Genomic DNA, 24,937 nt, shown 5'->3' with positions numbered 1-24,937 from the left:
TATTCCCGCCCAAAAACCCCCGGCCCCCATGGCCCTACTCGGGCGGGGGCTCCCACGCCCGACTCCGGGCGTCCCCGCCCCCGCGTCTGCGGCGTGATCCGCCGGACAGGCCCTGGTCGGGTCGTCGGAGGGTCGCGGACGGCCCAGGGGTCACCCCGCCGGGGTGGCCCCTTCGTTGTCCCGGGGCGGCAAGGTCGTGCGTGACACCGCGAGCCGGGAACACCAGTGCGACCCGTGGGGCGCCGAGGCGTCCCGGTGACCCGGTAGGCTTCCCGCCGTGTGCCTGTTGACCGGCGCACGCCGAGAATGCAGTGACGCGAATCGGAGGAACCGGCGTTGCACGTCCAGGACTGGCTCGACACGGTGCCCGCGGTCGCCGTCTACGCCCTCGTGGGAATCGTCATCGGACTGGAGAGCCTGGGCATCCCGCTGCCCGGCGAGATCATCCTGGTGTCGGCCGCCCTGATGTCCTCGCAGCACGCGGGCATCGACCCGGTGATCCTCGGCGTGTGCGCCAGCGTCGGCGCGATCGTCGGCGACTCCATCGGCTATGCCATCGGCCGCAAGGGCGGACGCCCGCTGCTGGCCTGGCTCGGCAAGAAGTTCCCCAAGCACTTCAGCGAGGGACACATCGCCACCGCCGAGCGGTCCTTCGAGAAGTGGGGCATGTGGGCGGTCTTCTTCGGCCGCTTCGTCGCCCTGCTGCGGATCTTCGCCGGGCCGCTCGCGGGCGTGCTGCGGATGCCGTACTGGAAGTTCCTGATCGCCAACGTGTTCGGCGGGATCCTGTGGGCGGGCGGCACGACGGCCGTCATCTACTACGTCGGGATCGTCGCCGAGTCGTGGCTGAAGCGGTTCTCGTGGCTGGGGCTCGTGGCGGCGGTGCTGGTGGGGCTCACCTCGATGCTGGTGCTGAAGCGCAAGGCGAAGAAGGCGACGGCGGAGAAGCAGACGGCCGAGCCCGAGCCCGAGCCCGAACCCGTTCCGGCCGTCGACTGACGCTCAGTCCTGATGCACTTCGCTGTGCGCCTTCGCCAGGTCCGCGTACAGCGTGCCGTTCTGCGTGACGCCTTGGCGCTCCTCCTCCGTCAGCTCCCGCCTCACCTTCGCGGGGACGCCCGCGACGAGTGAGCCGGGGGGTACCCGCATGCCCTGCGGCACCAACGCCTGCGCGGCTACCAGGGAACCTGCCCCGATCACCGCGCCGTTGAGGACCGTCGCGCCCATGCCGATCAGGCAGTCGTCCCCGACTGTCGCTCCGTGGACCACGGCGTTGTGACCGACGGAGACCCGCTCCCCGATGGTGACGGGGAAACCGGGGTCGGCGTGCAGCGTGCAGTTGTCCTGGATGTTGCTCCGGGCCCCGACGGAGATCCGCTCGACATCGCCTCGGACCACGGCGCCGTACCAGATGCTCGCGCCCGCCTCCAGCGTCACGTCGCCGATCACCGAGGACGTGGGCGACACGAAGGCCTCCTCGTGGATGTTCGGTTCCTTGCCGCCGATGCCCGTGATCAACGCCCTCTGCCCCATCGCCCTCTCCTCCTCGTCGACAACACCGGCACGGTACGCCACCGGGTGGGGTGAAGATCACAGCCCCTCGCCCTCATGGGGCCACGTCACGCTGAGTACGGTGAGCGCGTGTCGAAGCGCAGGAACACGTTCTCATCATGGTCGCGCGGCCTCGCGCAGCGGGCCGTGCACGCGGGCTGGGCCTGGGTGCAGCGCACCGGCTCTGTCACCGCCGAACACCCGGGACGGTTCCGCTTCGGCGCGCTCGGCACGGGCACCCGGCTGGCCTTCCCGCTCGGCACGGTCTTCGGTGAAGCCTGGATCCACCTCGGGGCGCACTGCATCGTCGGCGAACAGGTCACCCTGACCGCCGGTCTGATGCCCGACCTCGACCTCGGCCCCGACCCGATCCTGCGCATCGGGGACGGAGTCGTCCTCGGCCGGGGCAGTCATGTCATCGCCGACACGACGGTCACCATCGGCAGCGACTGCTACTTCGGGCCGTATGTGTACGTCACGTCCACGAACCACTCCTACGACGACCCGCACGAGCCGATCGGCAAGCAGTGGCCCCGGATGGAGCCGGTGGAGATCGGGCCGGGCTGCTGGATCGGGACGGGGGCGGTGATCCTGCCCGGCGCGCGGATCGGGCGGAACGTGGTCGTCGCCGCCGGAGCGGTGGTCCGCGGTGTGGTGCCCGACCACGCCGTCGTGGCGGGGGCGCCCGCCCGGGTCGTACGGCGCTGGACTCCCGGCGACGGCTGGCAGCCGCCGCTCAGGACGCCGGCACCGGTGCCGATTCCCGAGGGAGTCACCCCGGAACAGCTGCGCAGACTGGCGGGCCTGGACGACGAGACGGCGGCGAAGCTCGCCGAGCTGGACTGACCGAGGACTCAGCCCGTCGCCAGGAGCAGCGTGCCCACCAGGGCCAGTCCCGCTCCCGCCGCCTGGACAGCCCGCAGTCGTTCGCGGAGGAAGCCGCGCGCGGCCAGGGCGGTCACCACCGGGTAGAGCGAGGCGAGGACGGCGGCCACGGTGACCGGGCCGTGCTGGGCGGCGACGGAGTACGTACCGTTCGCCGCGACGTCCGCGAGGCCGACGAAGGCGAGCGCCGGCAGTGAGGCCCAGGGGAAGCCGCCCTCCGGGAGGGCGTCGGCACCACGCTTCACGGAGACGTACAGGGCGGCGCCGCCCACGGCCACATTGGTCACGCGCTGCACGAACAGGGCGAGGAACAGGCCCGTGACGGTCGTCGAGGCCTCCGCGATGAGCGCGAAGACCGTGCCGAAACCGAGCGCGGCGACCAGGGTCAGGAGGATGGTGCGACGCTGTACGGGCGCGCCCCGCAGCTGCGGTCCGCCCGCGAGGACGACACCGGCCACGGCGACCGCGATGCCCGCGACCTGTACGACCCCCGGACGCTCGCCGAGGAAGAGGCCCACGCCCACGGGAACGGCGACGCTCAGGGTGGCGAGCGGGGAGACGACGCCCATCGGGCCGAGCGCGAGCGCCTTGTAGAAGCAGAGCAGGGCGACCGGCCCCACCACGCCGGCGGCGACCGCGAACCACAGACGCGGACCGGTCTCGCTCCAGCCGCCGGTGGCCACGACGACCGCGCCGAGCACGGCCGCCGCGACGCTCTGTGAGACGACCACCACCGTCAGCGCCGGGGTGCGCCGGGTCAGCAGTCCGCCGCCGAAGTCGGCCACGCCCCACAACAGGCTGGTGGCCAGGGCGAAGAGTGCTGTCACGGTGACCTCGCAGTACAGTTCGGTGAACGATCGGGTGCACCCCCAAGGTAGTTCAGTGAACTGAACTCTGTCATTCATAATATTGGACTAGATGTTGGACGGAACGTGTCGGACCTCGACCTGCTGACCCAGTCCCTGGCGCGCAACGTCAAGCACTGGCGCGCGGTGCGCGGCTTCACCCTCGACGTGCTCGCCGCCCGGGCCGGAGTCAGCCGCGGCATGCTCATCCAGATCGAGCAGTCCCGCACCAACCCCAGCCTCGGCACGGTCGTGAAGATCGGCGACGCGCTGGGGATCAGCATCACCACCCTGCTTGACTACGAACAGGGGCCGAAGGTCCGGGTCGTCCCCGCCGAGCAGGCCGTACGGCTGTGGCACACCGACGCCGGCAGCTACAACCTCCTCCTCGCCGGAACCGAGGCCCCCGGCCCGCTGGAGCTGTGGGACTGGCGGCTGATGCCGGGCGAGAACAGCTCCTCCGACCCGCACCCCACCGGCACCGCCGAGCTGCTCCACGTCACCGAGGGTGAGCTGACGCTCACCGTGGACGGTGTGGAGTACCGCGTCCCGGCGGGCGCGACCGCCTCTTTCGAGGCCAACACCCCGCACACGTACGGCAATCAGGGCGACGTTCCGATGCGGATGCTGATGGCCGTCTCCGTCCCGCCCGTGCACTGAGACGGCCCGGTCGGTTTTGTTAGCGTGCGGGCATGGACGCACCCATCGGACACTTCGACCGTGCCACCCCGGCCCCCGACTGCCTCGACGAGCTGACCCACCCGGTCGCCGACGCCGTACGCCGCTGGAACGGCAGCGTCCCCGCCGAGCAGATCGTCTACGTCGACACCGACCCGCAGTGGGCCGACACCGCCGTCTTCGTGGAGCACTACGGCCGCGAACTGCTGGAGCAGTCGGCGAACTGCGTCGTCGTCGCGGGCAAGCGCGGCGGCGAGAGCACCCTGGCCGCGTGCGTGGTGCTCTCCACCACCCGGGTCGACGTCAACGGCGTCGTCCGCCGCCAACTCGGTGCCCGCAAGGCCTCGTTCGCCTCGATGGACACGGCGACGGGGGAGACCGGCATGGAGTACGGCGGCATCACTCCGATCGGACTGCCCGAGGACTGGCCCGTGTTGGTGGACTCCGCCGTCGTCGACCTGCCGTACGTCCTGGTGGGCAGCGGACGGCGGCGCGGCAAGCTGCTGGTGCCGGGGAAGGCGTTCGCGGAGGTGCCGGGTGCCGTGGTACTGGAAGGGCTGGGGGTCGCCTGACGCTCAGGCCGCCCCGTGGTGGGCGAGGGCGTGGTGAGGATCCGCCTCGCCCGGCACCGGTGCCGGATCGGCGTGCACCAGGGCCGCGGTGAGGCGCGGGACGGCGTGCAGCAGGGCGTGTTCGGCCTCCACGGCGATGCCGTGCGCCTGGCGTACGGTCGCCTCGCCGTCCACCACGACCGCCACCTCGGCGCGCAGCCGGTGCCCGATCCAGCGCAGCCGCAGCTCGCCCACCTCCCGCACCCCTGCCACCTCCCGCAGGGCCTGCTCGGCCCGGTCCACGAGGGCCGGGTCGACGGCGTCCATCACCCGCCGGAACACCTCGCGCGCCGCGTCCCGCAGCACCAGCGTGATGGCGGCCGTGATCGCCAACCCCACGACGGGGTCGGCCAGTTGCCACCCGAGGGCCGAGCCGCCCGCGCCCAGCAGGACGGCCAGGGACGTGAAACCGTCCGTCCGGGCGTGCAGCCCGTCCGCGACCAGCGCGGCCGAGCCGATGTCGCGGCCTACCCGGATCCGGTAGCGGGCCACCCACTCGTTGCCCGCGAAACCGACCAGTGCGGCCACCGCGACCGCCGACACGTGCTCGACGGGCCGCGGATCGAGCAGCCGGTCCACCGCCACCCATCCCGCGAAGGCCGCCGACGCGGCGATCGTCAGCACGATCGCGATGCCCGCGAGGTCCTCGGCGCGGCCGTAGCCGTAGGTGAAGCGGCGGGTCGCCGCGCGCCGGCCCAGCACGAACGCGATCCCGAGCGGTACGGCGGTCAGCGCGTCCGCGGTGTTGTGCACCGTGTCGCCGAGCAGCGCGACCGAACCGGAGACTGCCACCACGAACGCCTGCGCCAGGGCCGTCGCGCCCAGCACCGCCAGCGAGATCCACAAGGCCCGCATGCCGCGTGCCGAGGACTCCAGGGCTGAGTCGAGCTTGTCGGCGGTCTCGTGGGAGTGGGGGGTGAGGAGGTGGGTGAGGCGGTGGCGCAGTCGGCGTGAGGGATGGGGGTGTGGGTGTGGGTGCTCGTGAGGGTCGTGCGGGCGGGCATGCCCGTGGTCGTGGCCGCGTTCATGTCCATGTCCGCGCCCAGCCTCCTGCCTGTGCCTGTGCCCGTGCCCGTGTCCGTGCCCGTGTTCATGGTCGTGCCGGTCGCTCACGTGGATCCCCTTCCATGCGCCGGGAGTGGACGCGCGACGCCCACGAGGCCATTATGTGCGTATGAGCGCACGCATGCACCTATCACCTGCGAACGATGCGCACCCGCGCACCCCGGGCGAGGAACAGTTCGCGCTCGCCGCCGAACTGCTCGCCCTGCTCGGCGACCGGACCCGGCTCACCCTGCTGCACGCGCTGGCCGCGGGAGAGGCCGACGTCACGACGCTCACGGAGGCGTGCGGGGCGGCCCGGCCGGCCGTCAGCCAGCACCTGGCCAGGCTGCGGCTGGCGGGGCTGGTGAACACCCGCAAGGAGGGCCGCCGGGTGGTCTACTCGCTGCCCGACGGCCATCTGCGCCGACTGGTGGACGAGGCGCTGAACGTGGCGGACCACCGGCTCAGCGACCGGCCGCCGCACGACTGACGCGCCCGGCCGGAACGGGTCAGTACGCGGTGGCCGTACCGAGGTACTGCTCGGCGAAGGCCGCCCCGGCGGCGGGCGAGGTGAACAGGCGGCGGAGTCGGGCGAAGGTGGTGCCCGCACGGTAGGCGTCGCCCGACGAGGTGCCGTGGTAGACCTCGGAGAGCCACTGCGAGAACTCCTGGTAGTCCCACACCCGCCGCAGGCACGCCTCCGAATAACCGTCCAGACCGGTCTCGTCGCCCTTCGTGAGGTACCCGGCGAGGGCGTCGCCGAGGAGGAAGGCGTCGTGCAGGGCGAGGTTCATGCCCTTCGCCGCGATGGGGGCGGTCAGGTGGGCGGCGTCCCCGGCCAGGAAGAGCCGGCCGAACACCATGGGTTCGACGACGTAGCTGTGCATGTCCAGGACGCGCTTCTCGATCAACCGTCCCTCGGTGAGCGGACCGACGCCGGTGGCCGCGAGCCGCTCCTGGAGCTGCGACCAGACGCGTTCGTGCGACCAGTTCTCCGGGTCGTCGCCGGGCGGGCACTCCAGGTAGTACCGGGTCACCTCGGGGCTGCGGGCCATGTGCCCGGCGAAGCCGTTCGGGTGGATGCCGAACACGACACAGTCGTTGGACGGAGGGGCCTCGGCGAGCAGCGCCAGCCAGCCGATGCCGTAGTCGTGCCGGGAGATGTGCGCGTGTTGGGGAAGGGCGCCACGGGTCACCCCGCGTCCCCCGTCGCAGCCCGCGACGAAGTCGCACTCGACGACCTCCCGCTCGCCCGTCTCCGCGCGGACGTACGACACCGAGGGCCGGTCGGTGTCCAGGTCGTGCAGCTGGACGTCCCGCACGCCGAACCGCACCTCGCCGCCCCGCACGTCCGCGTACTCGCGCACCAGGTCCGTCACCAGCAACGGCTGTGGGTAGACGAAGTGGTGCGTCCCCGTCAGCTCCACGTACGAGAACCGGAAGCGCTCACCGCCGAACCGGAACTCGCACTCGGTGTGCAGCTGTGCCCGCTCCAACAGGACGTCCGCGAGGCCACGCTGCTGAAGCCCGCGCACGGCCCACTCCTCGATGACGCCCGCCCGCGGCCGCTGCTCGATGAACTCGCGCGTCTCCGTCTCCAGCACGAGACAGTCGACGCCGGCGGCCCGCAGGATGTTGCCGACGGTGAGCCCGGCGGGCCCGGCGCCCACGACGACGACCGGAAAGCGTTGCGGGGCAACGGAGTTGGGAGCAGCGGTGGAGGTCACCCGAACATTATGTCGGTGAGTTCCCGGAGAGTCGCAGGAATCCGGACGCAGCGGAAACCCGCGTGACCACGGAAGGTGTCAGGGGTGTGGGCACTCCTGCCGGCCACGCGGTAGTGGTTTCAGCAGGACGCGTGGCACATGTGGCAGCCACCGCGGATGACGCGGGCGGTGTTGTCGGTGACCGCGTACACGTCGATGCGGAACGCGTCGAGCCGCACCGCCCGCACCGGCTCCTCGCCGTCCCCTGCGAACCCCTCGGTCCCACATGAACGCGCTGCCGGGCAGCAGCACGGTGTCCTTCGTGGCGCCGCCCGACCCGGTCGGTGCCGTACGGCGAGCCGTGGCAGTTGCCCGGCCCGGCCGCCTGACGTCGTTATGCGGCAGCGCGCCGGTGGCGAGCCCTTCCGTCAGCCCAGGCGGGGGATCTCGATCGCCGGGCACCGGTCCATCACCATCTCCAGGCCCGCGGCCCGGGTGCGGTCGTACGCGGCCTCGTCGATGACCCCGAGCTGGAACCAGACCGCCTGCGCGCCCCTCGCCACCGCCTCGTCGGCGACCGCCCCGGCGAGGTCGCTGTTCACGAACACGTCGACGACGTCCACGTCGAAGGGGATGTCCGCGAGCGAGGCGTACCCCTGCTCCCCGTGCACCGTCTCCGCCTTGGGGTGCACCGGCACGACCCGCTTGCCGTAGCGCTGGAGCACCTCGGCCACGCCGTACGCGGCGCGCTGCCGGTTCGACGACAGGCCGACCACGGCCCAGGTGTCGCCCAGCCCGGTGAGGATCTTGCGGACCGTTGCCTCGTCGCCGTACACCGTGGGTCTCCTAAGGGTTCGCGAACGCCCTGACCTCTGGCACAACAGCGCGCCGCGACCGGGGATTCCCCGCCGTGATAGCTTGCCGAGGCCAGTCGAACCCATGACACGTGGGTCAGGGAATCCGGTGCGAATCCGGAGCTGACGCGCAGCGGTGAGGGTGACGGGCGGAGCCTCGGCCACTGGACGACGCGTATGTCGTCTGGGAAGGCGCCCCGACCGGATGATCCCGAGTCCGAAGACCTGCTGGCGGCCCTCGCGGTGACGTACGGCGGGGGAGCACCGTACGACCGGGCTCCGCGTTCGAGCCCTCGACGATCGAGGACCAACTTCCGTGCAAACAGCACGTCTTGCCCGTCCCTCCGCCCTGCTCGCCGCCGGAACCCTGCTCCTGGCCGGCTGCGGCGACGCCGGCACATCCGCCGCGAAGGCCGCGGTCAGCCTCGACAACTGCGGCCGTACGGTACGTGTCGAGGCCCCGCCCGAGCGTGCCGTCTCCCTCAACCAGGGCACCACCGAGATCATGCTCTCCCTCGGCCTCGCCGACCGTATGGCGGGGACGGCGACCTGGACCGACCCCGTGATGAAGGGGCTGGAGAAGGCGAACGCGCAGGTGGAGCGGATCGCCGACAACAACCCCTCCTTCGAGCGCGTCCTGGACGCCGAGCCGGACTTCGTCGCCGCCTCCTTCGTCTCCACGCTGGGCAAGGGGGGCGTGGCCTCGCGGGAGCAGTTCGAGAAGCTCGGCGTGCCCACGTACGTCTCCCCGTCCGACTGCGCAGGCAAGGACAACTCCGGCGACGGGGACGGCGCACGGTCCGAGCCCCTCACCGCCGACGCCGTCTACGGCGAAGTACGTGACCTGGCCGCCGTGTTCGGGGTGGAGGAGCGGGGCGAGAAGCTCGTCGGAGACCTCAAGGCGAGGATGGCGAGGGCCACGTCCGGCATCGACGCCTCCGACGTGACTCTTCTGTACTGGTTCGCCAACTCCGAGTCGCCCTACATGGCGGGCTGCTGCGGCGCTCCCGGTGTCATCACGCGCACCCTGGGCGCCAAGAACGTCTTCGACGACACGCACGACGAATGGCCGCAGATCAACTGGGAGACGGTCGCCGACCGCGACCCCGACGTCCTCGTCATCGGCGACCTGACCCGCAGGTCGCAGACCGCCGAGTCGGCCCGGAAGAAGATCGCCTTCCTGGAGTCCGACCCGGTCACCAGGAACATGACCGCCGTCCGGCACCGGCGGTACGTCCTGCTCAGCGGGCAGGCCATGAACCCGACCATCCGCACGATCGAGGGCGTGGAGCGGGTCGCGGCGGGCCTGCGCGAGTTCGGGCTCGTGAAGTGACCGCCCGGGCGGTCCTGCTCGGTGCGGCCGGGACGCTCCTGTTGTGCTGCTCCCTCGCCGTCGCCATCACCATCGGCCCGGCCGACATCCGGGTCGCAGACGTGTGGTCCGTCGTCGCGGCCCATCTGGGCCTCGGTACCTCGGGGTTGACGCCGATCCGGGACGGCATCGTGTGGCAGCTCAGGCTGCCGCGCACGCTCCTCGCGGCCGTGTGCGGCGCCGGACTCGCCGTGTGCGGGGCGGTGATGCAGTCGCTGCTGCGCAACCCGCTCGCCGACCCCTTCGTCCTCGGGGTGTCCTCGGGCGCGTCGACCGGGGCCGTGCTGGTGGTCGTGCTGGGCGTCGGCGGGGGCGCGGTGTCCGTCCCGGCGGGCGCCTTCCTCGGCGCCCTGGTGTCCTTCGCGCTCGTGCTCTTCCTCAGCCACACCCTCGGCGGCAGCACCGACCTGGTCGTCCTCGCCGGGGTCGCCGCCATGCAGCTCTTCTCCGCGCTGACCTCGTTCGTCGTGATGACCGCGGCCGACGCCGAGACCACCCGGGGCGTCCTCTTCTGGCTCCTCGGCTCGCTCGGCGGGGCGGGCTGGACCGACGTGTGGGTGTGCTTCGCCGTTCTGGCCGTGGCCCTGGTGGTGTGCCTGTCGTACGCCCGCACCCTCGACGCCTTCGCCTTCGGGCAGGACGCGGCGGCGGCCCTCGGGGTGTCGGTGGCCCGCACCCGTCTGGCGCTGCTGTGCGTCACGGCCCTGCTCACGGCCGCGCTGGTCAGCTCGGCGGGGGCCATCGGCTTCGTTGGCCTGGTGCTGCCGCACGCCGCCCGCGCCCTGGTCGGGCCGGGCCACGCCCGGCTGCTGCCGGTCACCGCGCTGGCCGGGGCGGTCTTCCTGGTGTGGGTCGACACGCTGGCCCGCACGGTCCTCGACCCGCAGGAGGTGCCGGTGGGGGTCGTGACGTCCCTGATCGGAGTGCCGGCCTTCGTGGCGGTGCTGTACCGGACGCGGAGGGTGCGGTGAAGGAGACCCTGCGCACGGAGTCCGACGCGCCCGCCGCCACAGCCGAGGGCCTGCGCGCCGACCGGGTGAGCCGCCGAGCCGACGGCCGCCTCATCCTGGACGGCGTCACCCTCGCGCCCGACCAGGGCTCCACCGTCGGCCTGCTCGGCCCCAACGGCTCCGGCAAGTCCACCCTGCTGCGCCTGCTGGCCGGCCTGCTCGGCCCGAGCGCCGGCGTCGTCACGCTCGACGGCACCCCTCTGGCCGGCCTGCCCCGCCGCGAGGTCGCCCGACGGCTCGCCGTGGTCGAGCAACAGGCCGACACCCAGGTCGAGTTGACGGTCCTGGACGTGGTACGGCTCGGACGCGTCCCGCACCGCCGCGCCTGGACGCCCGCCGCCGCGCACGACGAGGCGGCCGTACGGTCGGCCCTGGACCGCGCCGGGCTCACCGACCGCGCCGACCAGCCCTGGCACACCCTGTCGGGCGGTGAACGCCAGCGGGTCCAGATCGCCCGCGCGCTCGCCCAGGAACCCCGCGAACTCCTCCTCGACGAACCCACCAACCACCTCGACATCCACCACCAGCTCGACCTGCTGTCCCTGGTCACGGCCCTCCCGGTCACCACCGTCGTCGCCCTGCACGACCTCAACCTCGCCGCGATGTACTGCGACCGGGTGGTCGTCCTGCACACCGGCCGGGTCGTGGCGAGCGGTACCCCGGGCGACGTCCTGACCGAGCGGCTCATCGCCGAGGTGTACGGAGTGCGGGCCGCCGTGACCCGGGAAGGGCCCGAGGAGCGGCCCCATGTGCGGTTTCTGGGCACGCTGACCTGAACGCGTGTTCGGTCAGGCGGTGGCGCGGTGCTGTCCGCCCGCCTACGCTCACCTCGTGCTGCGCATCATCGACGCCCGAACCGGCGAGCCCGTCGACCCCGCCCCCGCCCGCCGGGGTCTGACCCGTGTCCAGGCCCATGCGGCGGGCTGCGACACCACCGCCCTGCGCGTGCTGCTCGTCGCCGACGTCCTGTTCCGGGCCCTCGAACTCGGCGGCACGCCCGTCTGGGCGCTGCTGACGGGGGAGCGGCAGCAGGCCGAACTGCGGGCGGCCGCGGCGGCCCTCGGCATCCGGCCGTTCGAGGACAGCCGGCAGGTCTCGTCAGGGCTCGGGGAGGCCCAGGTCATCCACGTGGTGGCCGAGAACGGGACCGCCCCCGACGGGGTCCGCATCCGCGTCGGCCCCGTGGACCACGCGTCCGGCGCGATCCCGGAGGGCGCCGACCCCGCCGAGGTGCGCCTCGCGCTGCTCTCCCGGCCCCGGAGCGAGCCCGTGCGGCTCGACGCGGACGCGCTGGGGGAGGCCCGCGAGACCCTCGCACGGTGGCGGCGTGCGGTCGCCGACTGGGCGCGCACGCCGTCGCGGGCGATTCCCGAGGAGGTGCGCGGAGAGCTCCGTACCGCCTGGGAGGACGACCTGGACATTCTCGCGGTACTCCGGGTGCTGCGTGGGGTGGAGACCTCGGACCTGCCGGAAGGCGCCCGCTTCGAGACGTACGCCTACGCCGATCGGCTGCTGGGTCTCGAACTCACCCGCGACGTGGGATCCCCGGCATGATCGCGCGGGCGGGAGCGGGCCCGCTGCGTCACCTGCTCGTCCTGCGGCACGCCAAGTCCGCCTGGCCGGAGGGCGTCCCCGACCACGAACGCCCCCTCGCCCCGCGCGGCCGCCGTGACGCCCCGGCCGCCGGCCGGGCCCTCGCCGAGGCCGACCTGCTGCCGGACCTCGCCGTGTGCTCCACCGCCGTACGCGCCCGGCAGACCTGGGAGCTGGCCTCCGCGCAGTGGGGGACACCGCCGCCGGTGCGGTTCGAGGCGGGGGTGTACGCGGCGGACGTGTCCGATCTGCTGGCCGTCGTGCACGCGGTGCCCGCACAGGTCGACACGCTCCTGCTCGTCGGGCACAACCCCGGCCTGGAGGAACTGGTCCTCGACCTCGCCGGGGACAGCCTCGACGACGCTCTGGACCAGGTCCGACGAAAGTTCCCGACCTCGGCGACCGCCGTGCTCGCCTGGCGCGGCGCCGCCTGGTCGGACCTCGCCCCGGGCACGGCCCTGCTGACGGACGTGATCGTCGCGCGCGGCAGGGAGAAGTGACCGAGAGTCGGCCGAGGACCGGGAAGCGGATCAGCCCGCATAGGGTGGCCCGATGCAGGACGAGTACCGCACAGTGGCCCGCGCGGGCGTGCACGAGACCGAGGTCAACCGCTCCCGCTTCCTGTGCGCCCTCGCCCCGGCGGCCACCGAGCAGGAGGCCCAGGACTTCGTCGCGGGCATCCGGAAGCGGCACGCGGACGCCACGCACAACTGCTTCGCCTACGTCATCGGCGCCGACGCCGCCATCCAGAAGGCGAGCGACGACGGCGAACCCGGCGGCACCGCGGGTGTCCCCATGCTCCAGATGCTGCTGCGCCGCGACATGCGGTACGTCGTCGCCGTCGTCACCCGCTACTACGGCGGCGTCAAACTCGGCGCCGGCGGGCTCATCCGGGCCTACGGCGGAGCGGTCGGCGAGGCCCTGGACACCCTCGGCACCCTTACCCGCCGCCGCTTCCGACTGGCCACGGTGACGGTCGACCACCAGCGCGCCGGCAAGGTGCAGAACGACCTGCGGGCGACTGGCCGCCAGGTGCGGGACGTGCGCTACGGCGAGGCGGTCACGATCGAGATCGGCCTGCCGGACGCCGACGTCGAGGCCTTCCGGGCCTGGCTCGCGGACGCGACCGCGGGAACGGCCGCGTTGGAACTGGGCGGGGAGGCGTACGGGGACGTCTGATCCCGCAGCCGCACTCCGCGCATGCCGCCCACCCGCGGCCCGCATAGGCTCGACGAGCACGTCCGTCGTGAGAGAACAGGAGTCGCGCATGCTCGCGTCCTGGTACGACCGGCAGGGGCCGGCCGCCGAAGTGCTTCAGGTGGGCGAACTCCCCGACCCGCGGCCCGATCCCGGTGAGGTGCGCGTGCGGGTCCGGGTGTGCGGGGTGAATCCGGGCGACACGAAGAAGCGCCGCGGCTGGCTCGGTTCGTCCATGCCCTTCCCGCGGGTGATCCCGCACAGCGACGCGGCCGGGGTCGTCGACGCCGTCGGCGACGGCGTCGACCGCCGCCGCCTCGGACAGCGGGTGTGGATCCACGGCGCGCAGTCCTACCGGCCGTTCGGCACCGCAGCCCAGTACACCGTCGTCCCCGGTGACCTGGCCGTCCCCCTGCCCGACCACCTCGACGACACCCTCGGCGCGAGCCTGGGCATCCCCGGGATCACCGCCCACCGCACCGTCTTCGCGGACGGCCCCGTCGACGGCCGGATCGTTCTCGTGCAGGGCGTGCTCGGTGGCGTCGGCTCGATGGCCGCGCAGCTCGCGCGCTGGGGCGGGGCGACCGTGATCGGCACCGTGACCCGCTGGAGCGACCTGGACCGCGTCGACCCGGCCGTGGTCGCCCACGCCGTCGCCCTCGACCAGGACGACCCCGCCGGAGCGATCCGGTCGCACGCCCCGAACGGCGTGGACCGTGTCATCGAGGTCTCCCTGTCCGACAACGCGGACCTCGACACCGCGGTCGTCGCGAACGACGCCGTCATCGCCGCCTATGCCACCCGCGACGACCGGCCTCAACTGCGGTTCTGGCCGTTGCTGTTCGCCAACGTCACCCTGCGCCTGCTCGGCAGCGACGACTTCCCCGCCGTGGCGAAGCGGCAGGCGGCCCGCGACCTCACCGCCGCGGCCGCCGTCGGCGCCCTGAAGGCCGACATCGGCGAGCTGTACCCGTTGCTTGAGATCGCGAAGGCCCACGACCACGTCGACGGCGGCAGCCGGGGCCGCGTGCTGGTCACGGTGCCCGACTGAGGCGTGCGCGGATCCCGGTCGTCAGCGTGAAGTGCGGGATTCCGGTTTCCTGACGGCGGCGGGCTCGTTGGCGGTCGCGTCCAGCAGGAGCATGGCGTCGTACTCCGCGGTGCCGGGCTCGGCGTGATAGGCGACCAGGCGGTGACCGCGGGTGCCTTCCAGCTCCATGCCCTGGTAGCCGAAGGTGACCTCGCCGGCCTCGGGGTGGTGGAAGGTCTTGCGGCCGGTGGTGTTGCCCAAGACGTCGTAGTCCTCCCACAGCCGCGCGAAGTCCGGGCTCTTCCTCAGGAGTTCCTCCACGAGGCCGGTGAGGTCCGGGGCGTCCGGTTCGGTGCCGGCGAGGGTGCGCAGACGGGCGACGCAGCCGCGGATCTGGTTCTCCCAGTCCTCGAACAGCGCGCGGGCGGCGGGGTGCAGGAAGAGGTAGCGGACGATGTTGCGCTGCCCGGGGGCCACTCCGCCATCCCGGCCATCAGGCGCAGTCCGCCGGGGTTCCAGGCGAGCAGCTCCATCGTGCGGTCGACCACGTGGGCGGGATGGGGGCGGGGGCGCATGCTCTCCAGCAGCCGTTCGACGCCGGGTGCGAGGGCCCGGCCGGGCGCCTCGGAAGGCCCGGACCGGGTACGGGCGGCGCGGGCGACGAGATCACGCAGGTGCTCGCGTTCGTCGCCGTCCAGCAGCAGCGCGGCGGCGAGGGCGTCGACGACGGAGGGACTGGGGTTGGTCTCCCTGCCGCGCTCCATCCGGGTGTAGTAGTCGATGCTGACCCCGGCGAGGGTGGCCAGCTCCTCGCGCCGCAGGCCGGGGGTGCGGCGCAGTCCCGGGCCCTCGGGGAGACCGGCGTCGGCGGGGGTCACCCGCGCCCGTCGGGCCCGCAGCAACCGCCCCAAAATGCGGTCGGCATGCTGGCCGCCGGAGCCGTCTTCTCCCGGCTGGCCGGACGGGGCGTACGGCTGAACACCCTGCTCGCGACCGGCGTCGGGGTCTCCGCGCTGGGCGCGCTGGCGCAGGTCCTGCTGGTCGTGGCCGTGGGCGAGACGCTGGCCGGCACCTGGATCACCCTCTTCGTGACGGTCGGCGGGGTCGGCCTGGTCTTTCCGGCGGGCATGAGCATCGGGCAGGCCGTGGGCCGGACCGCGCCGGGTGCGGCCTCCGCGCTCCTCGGCGGCCTCCAGTTCTTCTTCGGGGCCCTCGCCTCGCCGCTGGTCGGTCTCTTCGGGGAGGACAGCTCACTGCCGATGGCTCTGATCATGCTGATCGCCGTGGCCGCGGCGGGAGTTGCCCTCGTCGGACTCGCACGGTTTCGGCAAGGGCACGGCGAACCGGGCAACCGCCCGTCGGCCTGAACCGGCCGCGTGCACGATGCCCCGCCTTCGGGCGGAAGGCGGTCGCTCGCGCCGGGCGGCGGGTCGGCCTGAGTCAACGCGTCGATCGTCTTGCAGGGCGAGTCCTCGTCCGCCCGCCGCCACCATGACCTGCTGCGTCGCCCCGGCCGGTGACCATCGCACGGGCCGGGTGCGGGGGCGCCACCTTGCCCCCGCACAGCAAAAGCTCGCTCTTCGCCGGCGCCTCCCTCGTCCTCCGCGGGGCGTCGGGCTCGTGTTGGGCCCGCGCGTGGTTCCGCCGAGTCGTCGTCACCGAGGGGCGAACCCATGGGCGGGACGCGGTCGTTCCCCGAGCGAGGGCGTGCAGTCGGCGACTCGCCGGTCCCACCGGTCACTTCGCCAATCGGCGCATCAAGGACATTCACGGTCATGTGCCGTCGGATGGGGTGACGGACAGAGGTTCGTGGTGGATCAGGTACCGGCAGGCGTTAGCGTGGTGGATGCTGACGGCGAGCTTGTGTTGGTTCGTGCTGGTTCCAGGGGTGTTGTAGGGGGAGATATGCGGGTCGGAGCGGGTTTGTGAGATTGCTGCACACTTCCGACTGGCATCTCGGCCGGGCCTTCCACCGGGTGAACATGCTCGGGGCCCAGGCGGAGTTCATCGGCCACCTCGTCACGACCGTGCGCGAGCGCGGCGTGGACGCCGTCGTCGTGTCGGGGGACGTGTACGACCGCGCGGTGCCGCCGCTCGCCGCGGTCGAGCTGTTCGACGACGCCCTGCACCGACTCGCCGACCTCGGCGCGCCCACGGTGATGATCTCCGGGAACCACGACTCGGCCCGTCGGCTGGGCGTGGGCGCGGGCCTCATCGACCGCGCGGGCATCCATCTGAGGACCGATCCGTCGGCGTGCGGCACGCCGGTGGTGCTGTCCGACGCCCACGGTGACGTGGCCTTCTACGGCCTGCCGTACCTCGAACCCGCCCTGGTGAAGGACGAGTTCGGAGTGGACAGGGGGGCCGGGCACGAGGCCGTGCTCGCGGCCGCCATGGACCGTGTCCGCGCGGACCTCGCCACGCGCGCGCCCGGCACCCGTTCCGTCGTTCTCGCGCACGCCTTCGTGACCGGGGGCGAGGCCAGCGACAGCGAGCGGGACATCACGGTCGGGGGAGTGGCCGCCGTGCCCGCAGGTGTCTTCGACGGCGTCGACTACGCGGCACTCGGGCACCTGCACGGCTGCCAGACCATCACCGAGCGCGTGCGCTACTCCGGCTCCCCGCTGCCGTACTCCTTCTCGGAGGCCGAGCATCGCAAGACCATGTGGCTCGTCGACCTGGACGCCGACGGTTCCGTCACCGCCGAGCGCGTCGACTGCCCGGTCCCGCGCGCGCTGGCCCGCATCCGGGGACACCTGGAGGAACTGCTCGTCGACCCGGACCTCGGCCGGCACGAGGAGGCCTGGATCGAGGCGACCCTCACCGACCCGGTCCGCCCCGCCGACCCCATGGCCCGGCTCAGCGAGCGCTTCCCGCACACGCTCAGCCTCGCCTTCGACCCCGAGCGGGCAGCGGACGACCCCGCCGTGTCGTACGCCAGGCGGCTCGCCGGGCGCACCGACCAGCAGATCGCGGAGGACTTCGTGGCCCACGTGCGTGGCGCCGGACCCGACGAGCACGAGCAGGTGGTGCTGCGGGACGCGTTCGACGCGGCGCGTGCGGACGAGGCCGTGCGAGAGGTGGCGCGATGAGGCTGCACCAGCTCGAGATCACCGCGTTCGGGCCCTTCGGCGGGGCCCAGACCGTCGACTTCGACGACCTGTCGGCAGCCGGGATCTTCCTGCTGCACGGGCCGACCGGCGCCGGCAAGACCTCCGTCCTGGACGCCGTGTGCTACGCGCTGTACGGCTCCGTGCCGGGCGCCCGGCAGTCCGGTCAGGGGATGACCCTGCGCAGCGACCACGCCGCGGCCGGTACCCGCACCGAGGTGCGTCTCGAACTCACCGTCGCCGGGCGCCGGTTGGAGATCACCCGGCAGCCGCCCTGGGAGCGGCCCAAGAAGCGCGGCTCGGGCACGACGCTCGACAAGGCCCAGAGCTGGCTGCGCGAGTACGACGCGGCGGCCGGGGCCTGGAAGGACCTGAGCCGCTCCCACCAGGAGATCGGCGAGGAGGTCACCCAGCTGCTCGGCATGAGCCGCGAGCAGTTCTGCCAGGTCGTCCTGTTGCCCCAGGGCGACTTCGCGCGGTTCCTGCGCGCCGACGCCGAGGCGCGCGGCAGGCTGCTCGGCCGTCTCTTCGACACCCACCGCTTCGCCGAGGTCGAGAAGCGGCTCGCCGAACGCCGCCGGGCCACCGAGACCCAGGTGCGTGACGGGGACTCCGAGCTGCTGGCCGACGCGCACCGCATGCAGCAGGCCGCCGGTGCCGCCATGGAACTGCCGGACCTGACGGCGGGCGAACCCGGCCTGGCCGACGCCGTCCTGGGTGCGGCCGCGATCGCCCGCAGCACCGTCCGCGAACAGCTGACGATCGCCCACTGCCGCCTCACGGCCGCCGAGTCCGCCCAGGCGGCGGCCGACCGCGCGCTGGCCGACGTACGCGAACTTGCCCGGTTGCAGCGGCGGTTCGCCGACGCGCGGGAGCGGGCCGCGCTGCTGGAGGAGCGCGCCGACGGCTACCACCAGGCGCAGGAGCGCATGCACCGGGCCCGCAAGGCGGAGGCGGTGGCACCCGCGCTGGACCTGCGGGAGGCGGCGGACACCGAACACCGGCGGGCCGCGGCGGCGGAGGCGCGCGCGCGTGCCCTGCTGCCGGCTGCCCTCGGAGACGGGCAGGCGGGCCTCCCGCCCGGCGCCGTTCTCGGCGAAGAGCAGGAGAATGCGGGACCGGAGGAGGCCGGTGGGCAGGCGCATGCCGGACCGCGGGAGGCCGGTGCGGACCTGTGCGCGCTTGCCCGGCGGCCGGTCGCCTTCGCCGACGCCGGTGCCGCCGGACTCGCCGCCGCCGCACGGCGGGCCGCCGAGGAGCTGGGCGGGCTGGAGTCCGCCCGCCGCGGTGAGCGCCGGCTGGCGGAACTCGTCGCGGAACGGGCCGCGTTGGAGCGTCAGGAGCGGGACGACGAGGACGTCCGGCAGGAGGCCGAGACCTGGCTCGCGGGGTGGGAGGCGACCCGGGCCGCACTGCAGAGCCGTATCGAGTCCGCGCAGGACGCCGCTGCCAGGGCCGAACAGCTCGCCGTCCAGCGCGAACCCGCACAGAAGCGGCTCCGCGCGGCCCGGCAGCGCGACCAGTTCGCGGTCGACACCGACGCCGCGCAGCGCCGGGCACTCGCCTCGGCCGAACTGGCCGTACAGGCCCGCACGCGCTGGCTCGACCTCAAGGAACAGCGTCTGAACGGTATCGCCGCCGAACTGGCCGCGAACCTCGCCGACGGCGAGCCGTGCGCCGTCTGCGGAGCCACCGAACACCCAGCCCCCGCCCGCAAGATCGCCGGGCACGTGGGCCGCGAGGCGGAGGAGAGCGCGCTCGCCGCCTACCAGAGCGCCGACGAACGGCGCGCCGAGGACGAACGGCGCCTGGGCGTCGTGCGCGAGGCACTGGCCGCCGCCACCGCGGAGGCCGGTGACACGCCCACCGACCAACTCGCCGAAGAGGCGGAGGAGTTGGAGCGGCTCTACGGGCAGGCCCGCCGGGATGCCTCCGTGCTGCACCCCGCGCACGAGGAGCTGCGCCGGGCCCTGGCCGAGCACGAGCAGCGGACCGCCGCCCAGCAGCAGGCGGCGGTCCGAGCCGCCTCCCGGGTCGGCCATCGCGAGCGGCTCGACCGCGAAAAGGCAACCCTGGAAGAGGAGTTGGCGCAGGCGCGCGGCGCCGCCGACAGCGTGACCGCGCGGGCCGCGCAGCTGGAGCAGCGGGTCACGCTGCTCACCGACGCCGCCGACACCGCACGCGCCGCCGAGGACACCGCCCAGCGCCTTAAGGACGCCGACGCCCGTCTCGCGGACGCCGCCTTCCGCGCCGGGTTCGACACCCCGCAGGCCGCGGCCGCCGCCCTCCTCGACGACGCGGCCCACCGCGAGCTGCAACGGCGACTGGACGCCTGGCAGTCCGAGGAAGCGGCCGTACGCGCCGTCCTCGCCGAGGCCGACACCGCGGCCGCCGCCCAGCAGCCCGCAGCCGACCTCACCGCGGCGGAGCGGACCGCGGCCGCCGCGGACCGGCGACTGCGCGACGCCGCCTCCGCGCGCGACGCCGCGGCCCGCCGCTGCACCGAACTCGACCGTCTGTCCGCGCGAGCCGCCGCGGGCGTACGACGCCTCGCGCCGCTGCGCGAGGAGTACGACCGCGTGGCCCGCCTGGCCGGCCTCGCCGCCGGCACCTCGGCGGACAACGAACGCAAGATGCGGCTGGAGTCGTACGTGCTGGCTGCCCGGCTGGAACAGGTGGCCGCCGCCGCGACCGCACGGCTGCGGCGCATGTCGTCCGGCCGCTACACCCTCGTGCACTCCGACGACCGCAGCGGACGCGGACGCAGCGGCCTCGGACTGCACGTCGTCGACGCCTGGACCGGCCGGGAGCGGGACACGGCGACACTCTCCGGCGGCGAGACCTTCTTCGCCTCCCTCGCCCTCGCCCTCGGCCTCGCGGACGTCGTCACCGACGAGGCGGGCGGGGTCCGCCTGGACACCCTCTTCATCGACGAGGGCTTCGGCAGCCTCGACGACCAGACCCTCGACGAGGTCCTCGACGTCCTCGACTCGCTGCGCGAACGCGACCGCAGCGTGGGCATCGTCAGCCATGTCGCCGACCTGCGCCGCCGCATCCACGCCCAGCTGGAGGTCGTGAAGGGGCGCTCGGGGTCGGTGCTGCGGCAGCGGGGTGTCGGATAACGCGGTGACAGCGTCCCCGCACCGGATTCGGTGCCAGGCCGGGGACATGAAGAACGTGGTGCTGATGTACGCCGATCCGGCGGCGACCGACGCGATGACCGCCGAGGAGCGTGCCGAGGTGTTCCGCCGACCCGAAGCGCTCGGCCAGGACCTGGAGGGCACCGGCGAGACGCTGAACGGAGCCGGGCCGGCCCACCCGAAGGACACGACGACCATCCGGCGGCACGGGGAGGGGCGACCACGACCGACGGGCCGCTCACCGCCACGCCCGAAACAGCTCACCGCCCACTTCGTGATCGATCGGTCCACCCGCGCAGGGTGCCGACGTCAGCGGCCCAGAGGCCGCCGGGGCAGCGGCGAGGAGTAGACGACGCTCGTGGTCACCGAACCCAGGGTGCCGATCTTGCCCGACACCTCTTCCAGATGGCGCATCGAACTCGCCGTGACCTTGATGACGAAGCAGTCGTCGCCCGTCACATGGTGCGCCTCCAGGATCTCCGGCGTCGCCGCGACCAGATCGTGAAAGGGCTTGTAGTTGCCGTTCGGGTAGCGCAGCCGGACGAAGGCCAGGATCGGCAGACCGAGCCGCTCGGGGTCCACGACGGCCGCGTACCCCTTGATGACGCCGGCCTCCTCCAGCCGCCGTACCCGCTCGGTCACCGCGCTCGGCGACATGGACACGGCACGGGCCAGCTCGGCGAAACTGGCCCGGCCCTCCCGCTGGAGGACATCGAGGATGCGCCAGTCGGTGGCGTCCGGGGAATACACGCTCATGTCCGAGAGATAGCAGGGGAATCCCCGGCCCAGCAAGGCTTACGCCGTGGAATGCCACTTCAGGTCGTGGATCACCGGCCGTAGATTTCTGGTCACGGAGAACGACCACAGAAAAGGGCCTCGACATGACCACCACCCCCACGCCGACCGCCGTGAACCCCGTTCTGCGCGTCGCCCCCGCCGCTCCTGCCGCTGCCGCCGCCTACTTCCGGGCGAGCCTCGTCTTCCACGCCGACGTGTCCGACGTCGCCGCCGCGCTCGCGGCCGACGGCGACCCCGGCTTCGTCGTCCTCGACTCCCGCTCCACCGAGTCCTGGGACCAGGGCCACGTGCCGGGCGCGGTCCACCTGCCGACCGCGCTCGTCCCCGAGCAGGCCGAGCAGCTCCTCGACAAGTCCGTGCCGGTCGTGACGTATTGCTGGGGTCCCGGTTGCAACGGCGCCACCCGGGCCGCCCTCGCCCTCGCCGAACTCGGCTACCACGTCAAGGAGATGCTCGGCGGCTTCGAGTACTGGGTGCGTGAGGGCTTCGAGTTCGAGACCTGGCAGGGCCGCGAGCGGCGCGGCGCCGATCCGCTGACCGCGCCGGCGGACGCGGCGAACTGCGGCTGTTGAGGCCGCAGTCCGTTGGACTTTGCGGGAGTGTAGGTTCTGGCGCATGGTGCGATACGCGGAGCCGGGCACGGTGGAGTGGGTGGAGTCGGGCGGCGGTCCGCTCATAGCGGTGCCGGAGACGGTCCTGCCGTTCTGGGCAGGAGCCGACGGGGACGAGACGGCGTCCGACTACGACCGGGCGTGCGAGGTGGACGGCTTCATCGGGCTGCTGCCCGTCGGGGACAGCGCCGCGCTGGTGTTCGGCGACGATCCCGCCTCCACCACCTATCTGGCGGAGCACCAGACCTTCGTACGGTGGTCCGCGGCCGACTCCGAGGCCGCGCTCCTCGCGGAGGTGCCGACGGCGCTCGACGCTGCGGCATGGGAGCCGGAGGTGCTCTGGAACGTGCCGGGCGCGGTGCTCCTGTTCGACGCGGCCTGGCCCGGCACCGGCTCCGCACACACCGACCACGTCAGGGTCGTACTCGAACCGGGCCGGTACTCCGTGCGCGCGGCCCAGGTGCGGCCGGGACCTGAGACGTGGCTCGGACTCGTCCAGCTGCGGCGGTTGCCGGACTGACCCGGGGGCGGGGCCCGGCCCCTCGACTGGACACCGTCGCCCGCCTCATCGCGTCGCTTGCGACGGACGAGGCGGGCCGGATCACCGGCAACGTGATCGACTCGGTGGGCTGCCCACGGCGCTGACGCCTTGACGGGCTACAGCTGAGACAGCTCGTCCACCAGGTCGTCGAGGCCCAGCGAGCCCTGCGAAAGAGCCGCCATGTGCCAGGACTTGAGGTCGAAGGCGTCGCCGTGCCGCGCGCGGGCGTTCTCCCGGCCGAGCAGCCAGGCCCGCTCGCCGAGCTTGTAGCCGATGGCCTGCCCCGGGATCGTCAGATAGCGGGTCAGCTCGCTCTCCACGAAGTCCGCCGGACGGCTGCTGTGCGCGCCGAAGAACTCCTGCGCCAGTTCGGGCGTCCAGCGCTCGCCCGGATGGAACGGGGAGTTGGCGGGGATCTCCAGCTCCAGGTGCATGCCGATGTCCACGATGACCCGGGCGGCCCGCATCATCTGCGCGTCGAGGTAGCCGAGCCGCTGCTCCGCGTCCGTGAGGAAGCCGAGCTCGTCCATGAGCCGCTCCGCGTACAGGGCCCAGCCCTCCGCGTTGGCGCTGACCATGCCGACGGACGCCTGGTAGCGGGAGAGGCTCCCGGCGACGTGCACCCACTGCGCGAGCTGGAGGTGATGGCCCGGGACGCCCTCGTGGTACCAGGTCGAGACGAGGTCGTAGACCGGGAAGCGGGTCTGGCCCATCGTCGGCAGCCAGGTGCGGCCGGGGCGCGAGAAGTCCTCCGACGGGGGCGTGTAGTAGGGGGCCGCCGCGCCGCCCGGCGGGGCGATCCGGGACTCCACCTTCCGGACCCGCTCGGCGAGTTCGAAGTGCGTGCCGTCGAGCGACTCGATGGCCTGGTCCATCAGGCCCTGCAACCAGTCGCGGACCTCGTCGACGCCCTCGATGTGCTTGCCGTGCTCGTCGAGGTGGGCGAGCGCCACCCACGGCGTCTCGGCGCCGGGCAGGATCTTCTCGGCCTCCTGCTTCATCTCGGTGAGCAGCCGGTGGTACTCGGCCCAGCCGTACGCGTACGCCTCGTCGAGGTCGAGGTCGGTGCCGTTGTAGTAGCGGGACCAGCGGGCGTAGCGCTCCCGGCCCACCGTGTTCGGGGCGCCCTCGATGGCCGGCGCGTACACCTCGCGCATCCAGTCCCGCAGCTCGGCCACGGCCGCGGTCGCCGCGCGGGCGGCCGCGTCGAGCTCGGTGCGCAGCGGGTCGGGGCCGGCCGACGCGAAGTCCTCGAACCAGCCGCGGCCCTTGCCGTCCGTGTCGGCCCACTCGGTGAGCTGCTCGACGAAGGTGGCCGTCGGCCGCGGGCTCGCGTACAGCTTGCGCTCCAGGCCCAGCGTGAGGGACTCGCGGTAGCCCGCCAGGGCGGTGGGCACCGCGCGCAGCCGCTCGGCGACGGCCGCCCAGTCCTCGTCGGTGTCCGTCGGCGTGACCGTGAAGACCTCGCGCACCGAGTGCGCGACCGTGCCCAGGTTGCCGACCGCGCGCAGTCCCTCGTCCGCCTCGTGCACGGCAAGCTCCGCACTGAGCCGCTCACGCAGCAGCCGCGCACACCGGCGCTCGATGTCACTGTCCGCACCGGGCTGCCGCTCGGCCTCGTCGAGCCGCGCCAGCGTGGCCCGGTTCAGCTCCGCGAGTGCCTCCTGGCCCGCGGGCGAGAGGTCGGGCAGTCGGCTGGAACTCTCCTTCACGCCGAGATACGTACCGGTGACCGGGTCGAGGGCGACGAGCTCGTCGACGTAGGCGTCGGCGACCTCACGGGGCAGCGGGCTCTTGGTCTCAGACATGGGGACCATCCTCGTACGACGGGCCGCCGCACGTCACCCGGATTGAGCCGAGGGCGTAGCGGGCGGGAGCAGGGGCCCGCAGTCCCACTGCTGGAAGATCAACCGGGTCTCCACGCGGGCCACTTCGCGCCGGGACGTGAACTCGTCGATGACCAGGCGTTGCAGGTCGGTCATGTCCGCGACGGCCACATGGACGAGGTAGTCGTCCGGGCCGGTGAGGTGGAAGACGGTCCGGGACTCCGCAAGCGCCCGGATCCGCTCCACGAACGGGCCCACCAACTCCCGCCGGTGCGGCCTGACCTGCACGGACAGCAGCGCCTCCAGGCCACGGCCCAGCTTGGCGGGGTCGAGCCGGAGCTGATGGCCGAGGATGACGCCCGCGCGGCGCAGCCGGGTCACCCGGTCCAGACAGGTCGACGGGGCGACGCCGACCTGCGCGGCGAGGTCCCGGTAGGTGGTCCGGGCGTCGTTCTGCAACAGCCGCAGCAGATGCAGGTCCACCGGATCCAGTACGACAGATTCGGGCATCGGCCGAACGTAGCACGGGGATCCA

At 73.0% G+C, this 24,937-nt stretch carries 26 protein-coding genes, 1 pseudogene and 1 riboswitch; of the genes and pseudogenes, 18 read left to right on the top strand and 9 right to left on the bottom strand.

Annotation, left to right across the window (positions count from 1 at the left end; all coding sequences use genetic code 11):
* Positions 1-336: 336 nt before the first annotated feature.
* Positions 337-999: a DedA family protein gene (locus tag ACFWWR_RS37330; RefSeq protein ID WP_383867175.1), complete on the top strand. Its 663-nt coding sequence runs from the start codon at positions 337-339 to the stop codon at positions 997-999.
* 3 nt (positions 1,000-1,002) lie between these two features.
* On the opposite strand, the gene ACFWWR_RS37325 is transcribed toward ACFWWR_RS37330, so the two are convergent.
* Positions 1,003-1,533, bottom strand: coding sequence for a gamma carbonic anhydrase family protein (locus ACFWWR_RS37325; RefSeq protein ID WP_384308057.1), 531 nt, complete (start codon positions 1,531-1,533; stop codon positions 1,003-1,005).
* A gap of 108 nt (positions 1,534-1,641) precedes the next feature.
* On the opposite strand from ACFWWR_RS37325, the gene ACFWWR_RS37320 reads away from it, so the two are divergent.
* Positions 1,642-2,397 (top strand): acyltransferase, encoded by a 756-nt coding sequence (locus ACFWWR_RS37320; RefSeq protein ID WP_383867171.1) that lies wholly within the window; start codon positions 1,642-1,644, stop codon positions 2,395-2,397.
* 8 nt (positions 2,398-2,405) lie between these two features.
* Here the strand turns inward: ACFWWR_RS37320 and ACFWWR_RS37315 are convergent, their stop codons facing one another.
* The gene (locus ACFWWR_RS37315; RefSeq protein ID WP_383867169.1) at positions 2,406-3,263 is read right to left on the bottom strand and encodes an EamA family transporter; all 858 of its coding nucleotides are present in this window, start codon (positions 3,261-3,263) and stop codon (positions 2,406-2,408) included.
* 105 nt (positions 3,264-3,368) lie between these two features.
* Here ACFWWR_RS37315 and ACFWWR_RS37310 point away from each other — a divergent pair, with 105 nt between their 5' ends.
* Positions 3,369-3,941 carry a helix-turn-helix domain-containing protein gene (locus ACFWWR_RS37310; protein WP_383867167.1) on the top strand — a complete coding sequence of 191 codons (573 nt, stop codon included), beginning with the start codon at positions 3,369-3,371 and terminating at the stop codon, positions 3,939-3,941.
* 32 nt (positions 3,942-3,973) lie between these two features.
* On the top strand, positions 3,974-4,531 hold the full coding sequence (locus ACFWWR_RS37305) for a YbaK/EbsC family protein (RefSeq protein ID WP_383867165.1): 558 nt from the start codon (positions 3,974-3,976) through the stop codon (positions 4,529-4,531).
* A gap of 3 nt (positions 4,532-4,534) precedes the next feature.
* Here ACFWWR_RS37305 and ACFWWR_RS37300 read toward each other — a convergent pair whose 3' ends face one another.
* A complete protein-coding gene (locus tag ACFWWR_RS37300; protein WP_384308053.1) occupies positions 4,535-5,683 on the bottom strand; it encodes a cation diffusion facilitator family transporter in 1,149 nt (382 codons plus the stop codon).
* Positions 5,684-5,744: 61 nt separating this feature from the next.
* Between ACFWWR_RS37300 and ACFWWR_RS37295 the strand changes: the two genes are divergently transcribed.
* The gene (locus ACFWWR_RS37295; protein WP_383867161.1) at positions 5,745-6,104 is read left to right on the top strand and encodes an ArsR/SmtB family transcription factor; all 360 of its coding nucleotides are present in this window, start codon (positions 5,745-5,747) and stop codon (positions 6,102-6,104) included.
* A 19-nt stretch (positions 6,105-6,123) separates the two neighbouring features.
* Here the strand turns inward: ACFWWR_RS37295 and ACFWWR_RS37290 are convergent, their stop codons facing one another.
* On the bottom strand, positions 6,124-7,341 hold the full coding sequence (locus tag ACFWWR_RS37290) for a 4-hydroxybenzoate 3-monooxygenase (RefSeq protein ID WP_383867159.1): 1,218 nt from the start codon (positions 7,339-7,341) through the stop codon (positions 6,124-6,126).
* 407 nt (positions 7,342-7,748) lie between these two features.
* Positions 7,749-8,156: a CoA-binding protein gene (locus ACFWWR_RS37285; RefSeq protein ID WP_383867158.1), complete on the bottom strand. Its 408-nt coding sequence runs from the start codon at positions 8,154-8,156 to the stop codon at positions 7,749-7,751.
* Positions 8,157-8,231: 75 nt separating this feature from the next.
* Positions 8,232-8,422: riboswitch (cobalamin riboswitch) on the top strand.
* A 68-nt stretch (positions 8,423-8,490) separates the two neighbouring features.
* On the opposite strand from ACFWWR_RS37285, the gene ACFWWR_RS37280 reads away from it, so the two are divergent.
* The 7 genes from ACFWWR_RS37280 (at position 8,491) to ACFWWR_RS37250 (ending at position 14,397) form a co-directional block, all read left to right on the top strand.
* The gene (locus ACFWWR_RS37280; RefSeq protein ID WP_383867156.1) at positions 8,491-9,507 is read left to right on the top strand and encodes an ABC transporter substrate-binding protein; all 1,017 of its coding nucleotides are present in this window, start codon (positions 8,491-8,493) and stop codon (positions 9,505-9,507) included.
* Positions 9,504-10,517, top strand: a complete 1,014-nt coding sequence (locus ACFWWR_RS37275; RefSeq protein WP_384308050.1) for a FecCD family ABC transporter permease — start codon at positions 9,504-9,506, stop codon at positions 10,515-10,517. The genes ACFWWR_RS37280 and ACFWWR_RS37275 overlap by 4 nt, the downstream gene beginning before the upstream one ends.
* Positions 10,514-11,332 (top strand): ABC transporter ATP-binding protein, encoded by an 819-nt coding sequence (locus ACFWWR_RS37270; protein WP_383867153.1) that lies wholly within the window; start codon positions 10,514-10,516, stop codon positions 11,330-11,332. The genes ACFWWR_RS37275 and ACFWWR_RS37270 overlap by 4 nt, the downstream gene beginning before the upstream one ends.
* A 55-nt stretch (positions 11,333-11,387) precedes the next feature.
* Positions 11,388-12,110, top strand: a complete 723-nt coding sequence (locus tag ACFWWR_RS37265) for a hypothetical protein (RefSeq protein ID WP_383867151.1) — start codon at positions 11,388-11,390, stop codon at positions 12,108-12,110.
* Entirely contained in the window at positions 12,107-12,649 is a 543-nt protein-coding gene (locus ACFWWR_RS37260; RefSeq protein WP_383867149.1) for a SixA phosphatase family protein, read from the top strand. The genes ACFWWR_RS37265 and ACFWWR_RS37260 overlap by 4 nt, the downstream gene beginning before the upstream one ends.
* 52 nt (positions 12,650-12,701) lie before the next feature.
* Complete coding sequence (locus ACFWWR_RS37255; protein WP_383867147.1) at positions 12,702-13,328, top strand: YigZ family protein; 627 nt, start codon at positions 12,702-12,704, stop codon at positions 13,326-13,328.
* An 88-nt stretch (positions 13,329-13,416) separates the two neighbouring features.
* Positions 13,417-14,397, top strand: coding sequence for an NADPH:quinone reductase (locus ACFWWR_RS37250; protein WP_383867146.1), 981 nt, complete (start codon positions 13,417-13,419; stop codon positions 14,395-14,397).
* A gap of 21 nt (positions 14,398-14,418) precedes the next feature.
* Here the strand turns inward: ACFWWR_RS37250 and ACFWWR_RS37245 are convergent.
* Positions 14,419-15,290, bottom strand: a pseudogene (locus ACFWWR_RS37245) (helix-turn-helix transcriptional regulator).
* Between the two features lie 9 nt (positions 15,291-15,299).
* Between ACFWWR_RS37245 and ACFWWR_RS37240 the strand changes: the two are divergent.
* From ACFWWR_RS37240 to ACFWWR_RS37225, 4 genes are all read left to right on the top strand, one after another.
* Positions 15,300-15,743 carry a hypothetical protein gene (locus ACFWWR_RS37240; RefSeq protein WP_383867144.1) on the top strand — a complete coding sequence of 148 codons (444 nt, stop codon included), beginning with the start codon at positions 15,300-15,302 and terminating at the stop codon, positions 15,741-15,743.
* A gap of 558 nt (positions 15,744-16,301) precedes the next feature.
* Entirely contained in the window at positions 16,302-17,468 is a 1,167-nt protein-coding gene (locus ACFWWR_RS37235; RefSeq protein WP_383867142.1) for an exonuclease SbcCD subunit D, read from the top strand.
* The gene (locus tag ACFWWR_RS37230; RefSeq protein WP_383867140.1) at positions 17,465-20,608 is read left to right on the top strand and encodes an AAA family ATPase; all 3,144 of its coding nucleotides are present in this window, start codon (positions 17,465-17,467) and stop codon (positions 20,606-20,608) included. The genes ACFWWR_RS37235 and ACFWWR_RS37230 overlap by 4 nt, the downstream gene beginning before the upstream one ends.
* A gap of 46 nt (positions 20,609-20,654) precedes the next feature.
* Positions 20,655-20,975 (top strand): hypothetical protein, encoded by a 321-nt coding sequence (locus ACFWWR_RS37225; RefSeq protein WP_384308047.1) that lies wholly within the window; start codon positions 20,655-20,657, stop codon positions 20,973-20,975.
* On the opposite strand, the gene ACFWWR_RS37220 is transcribed toward ACFWWR_RS37225, so the two are convergent.
* Positions 20,936-21,382 carry an Lrp/AsnC family transcriptional regulator gene (locus ACFWWR_RS37220; RefSeq protein WP_383867136.1) on the bottom strand — a complete coding sequence of 149 codons (447 nt, stop codon included), beginning with the start codon at positions 21,380-21,382 and terminating at the stop codon, positions 20,936-20,938. The two genes, ACFWWR_RS37225 and ACFWWR_RS37220, sit on opposite strands and share 40 nt — an antisense overlap.
* Positions 21,383-21,507: 125 nt before the next feature.
* Between ACFWWR_RS37220 and ACFWWR_RS37215 the strand changes: the two genes are divergently transcribed.
* Entirely contained in the window at positions 21,508-21,996 is a 489-nt protein-coding gene (locus ACFWWR_RS37215; protein WP_383867134.1) for a rhodanese-like domain-containing protein, read from the top strand.
* A gap of 43 nt (positions 21,997-22,039) precedes the next feature.
* Complete coding sequence (locus tag ACFWWR_RS37210; protein ID WP_384308045.1) at positions 22,040-22,555, top strand: immunity 21 family protein; 516 nt, start codon at positions 22,040-22,042, stop codon at positions 22,553-22,555.
* Positions 22,556-22,692: 137 nt separating this feature from the next.
* On the opposite strand, the gene ACFWWR_RS37205 is transcribed toward ACFWWR_RS37210, so the two are convergent.
* Positions 22,693-24,384 carry a DUF885 domain-containing protein gene (locus ACFWWR_RS37205; RefSeq protein WP_383867130.1) on the bottom strand — a complete coding sequence of 564 codons (1,692 nt, stop codon included), beginning with the start codon at positions 24,382-24,384 and terminating at the stop codon, positions 22,693-22,695.
* Between the two features lie 33 nt (positions 24,385-24,417).
* Positions 24,418-24,912, bottom strand: a complete 495-nt coding sequence (locus ACFWWR_RS37200) for an Lrp/AsnC family transcriptional regulator (protein WP_383867128.1) — start codon at positions 24,910-24,912, stop codon at positions 24,418-24,420.
* Between the last annotated feature and the right edge of the window lie 25 nt (positions 24,913-24,937).

It is taken from the genome of Streptomyces sp. NPDC058678 (assembly GCF_042714835.1).
Lineage (GTDB): Bacteria > Actinomycetota > Actinomycetes > Streptomycetales > Streptomycetaceae > Streptomyces.
The sequence above is the reverse complement of the archived record's forward strand: the minus strand, read 5'-3'. Positions and strand labels throughout refer to the sequence as shown.

Coding starts and splice junctions, on each gene's coding strand:
- ACFWWR_RS37325 (WP_384308057.1), bottom strand. CDS start 1,533: ATGGGGCAGAGGGCGTTGATCACGGGCATCGGCGGCAAGGAACCGAAC.
- ACFWWR_RS37305 (WP_383867165.1), top strand. CDS start 3,974: ATGGACGCACCCATCGGACACTTCGACCGTGCCACCCCGGCCCCCGAC.
- ACFWWR_RS37295 (WP_383867161.1), top strand. CDS start 5,745: ATGAGCGCACGCATGCACCTATCACCTGCGAACGATGCGCACCCGCGC.
- ACFWWR_RS37260 (WP_383867149.1), top strand. CDS start 12,107: ATGATCGCGCGGGCGGGAGCGGGCCCGCTGCGTCACCTGCTCGTCCTG.
- ACFWWR_RS37255 (WP_383867147.1), top strand. CDS start 12,702: ATGCAGGACGAGTACCGCACAGTGGCCCGCGCGGGCGTGCACGAGACC.
- ACFWWR_RS37250 (WP_383867146.1), top strand. CDS start 13,417: ATGCTCGCGTCCTGGTACGACCGGCAGGGGCCGGCCGCCGAAGTGCTT.
- ACFWWR_RS37240 (WP_383867144.1), top strand. CDS start 15,300: ATGCTGGCCGCCGGAGCCGTCTTCTCCCGGCTGGCCGGACGGGGCGTA.
- ACFWWR_RS37230 (WP_383867140.1), top strand. CDS start 17,465: ATGAGGCTGCACCAGCTCGAGATCACCGCGTTCGGGCCCTTCGGCGGG.
- ACFWWR_RS37225 (WP_384308047.1), top strand. CDS start 20,655: ATGAAGAACGTGGTGCTGATGTACGCCGATCCGGCGGCGACCGACGCG.
- ACFWWR_RS37220 (WP_383867136.1), bottom strand. CDS start 21,382: ATGAGCGTGTATTCCCCGGACGCCACCGACTGGCGCATCCTCGATGTC.
- ACFWWR_RS37215 (WP_383867134.1), top strand. CDS start 21,508: ATGACCACCACCCCCACGCCGACCGCCGTGAACCCCGTTCTGCGCGTC.
- ACFWWR_RS37210 (WP_384308045.1), top strand. CDS start 22,040: ATGGTGCGATACGCGGAGCCGGGCACGGTGGAGTGGGTGGAGTCGGGC.
- ACFWWR_RS37205 (WP_383867130.1), bottom strand. CDS start 24,384: ATGTCTGAGACCAAGAGCCCGCTGCCCCGTGAGGTCGCCGACGCCTAC.
- ACFWWR_RS37200 (WP_383867128.1), bottom strand. CDS start 24,912: ATGCCCGAATCTGTCGTACTGGATCCGGTGGACCTGCATCTGCTGCGG.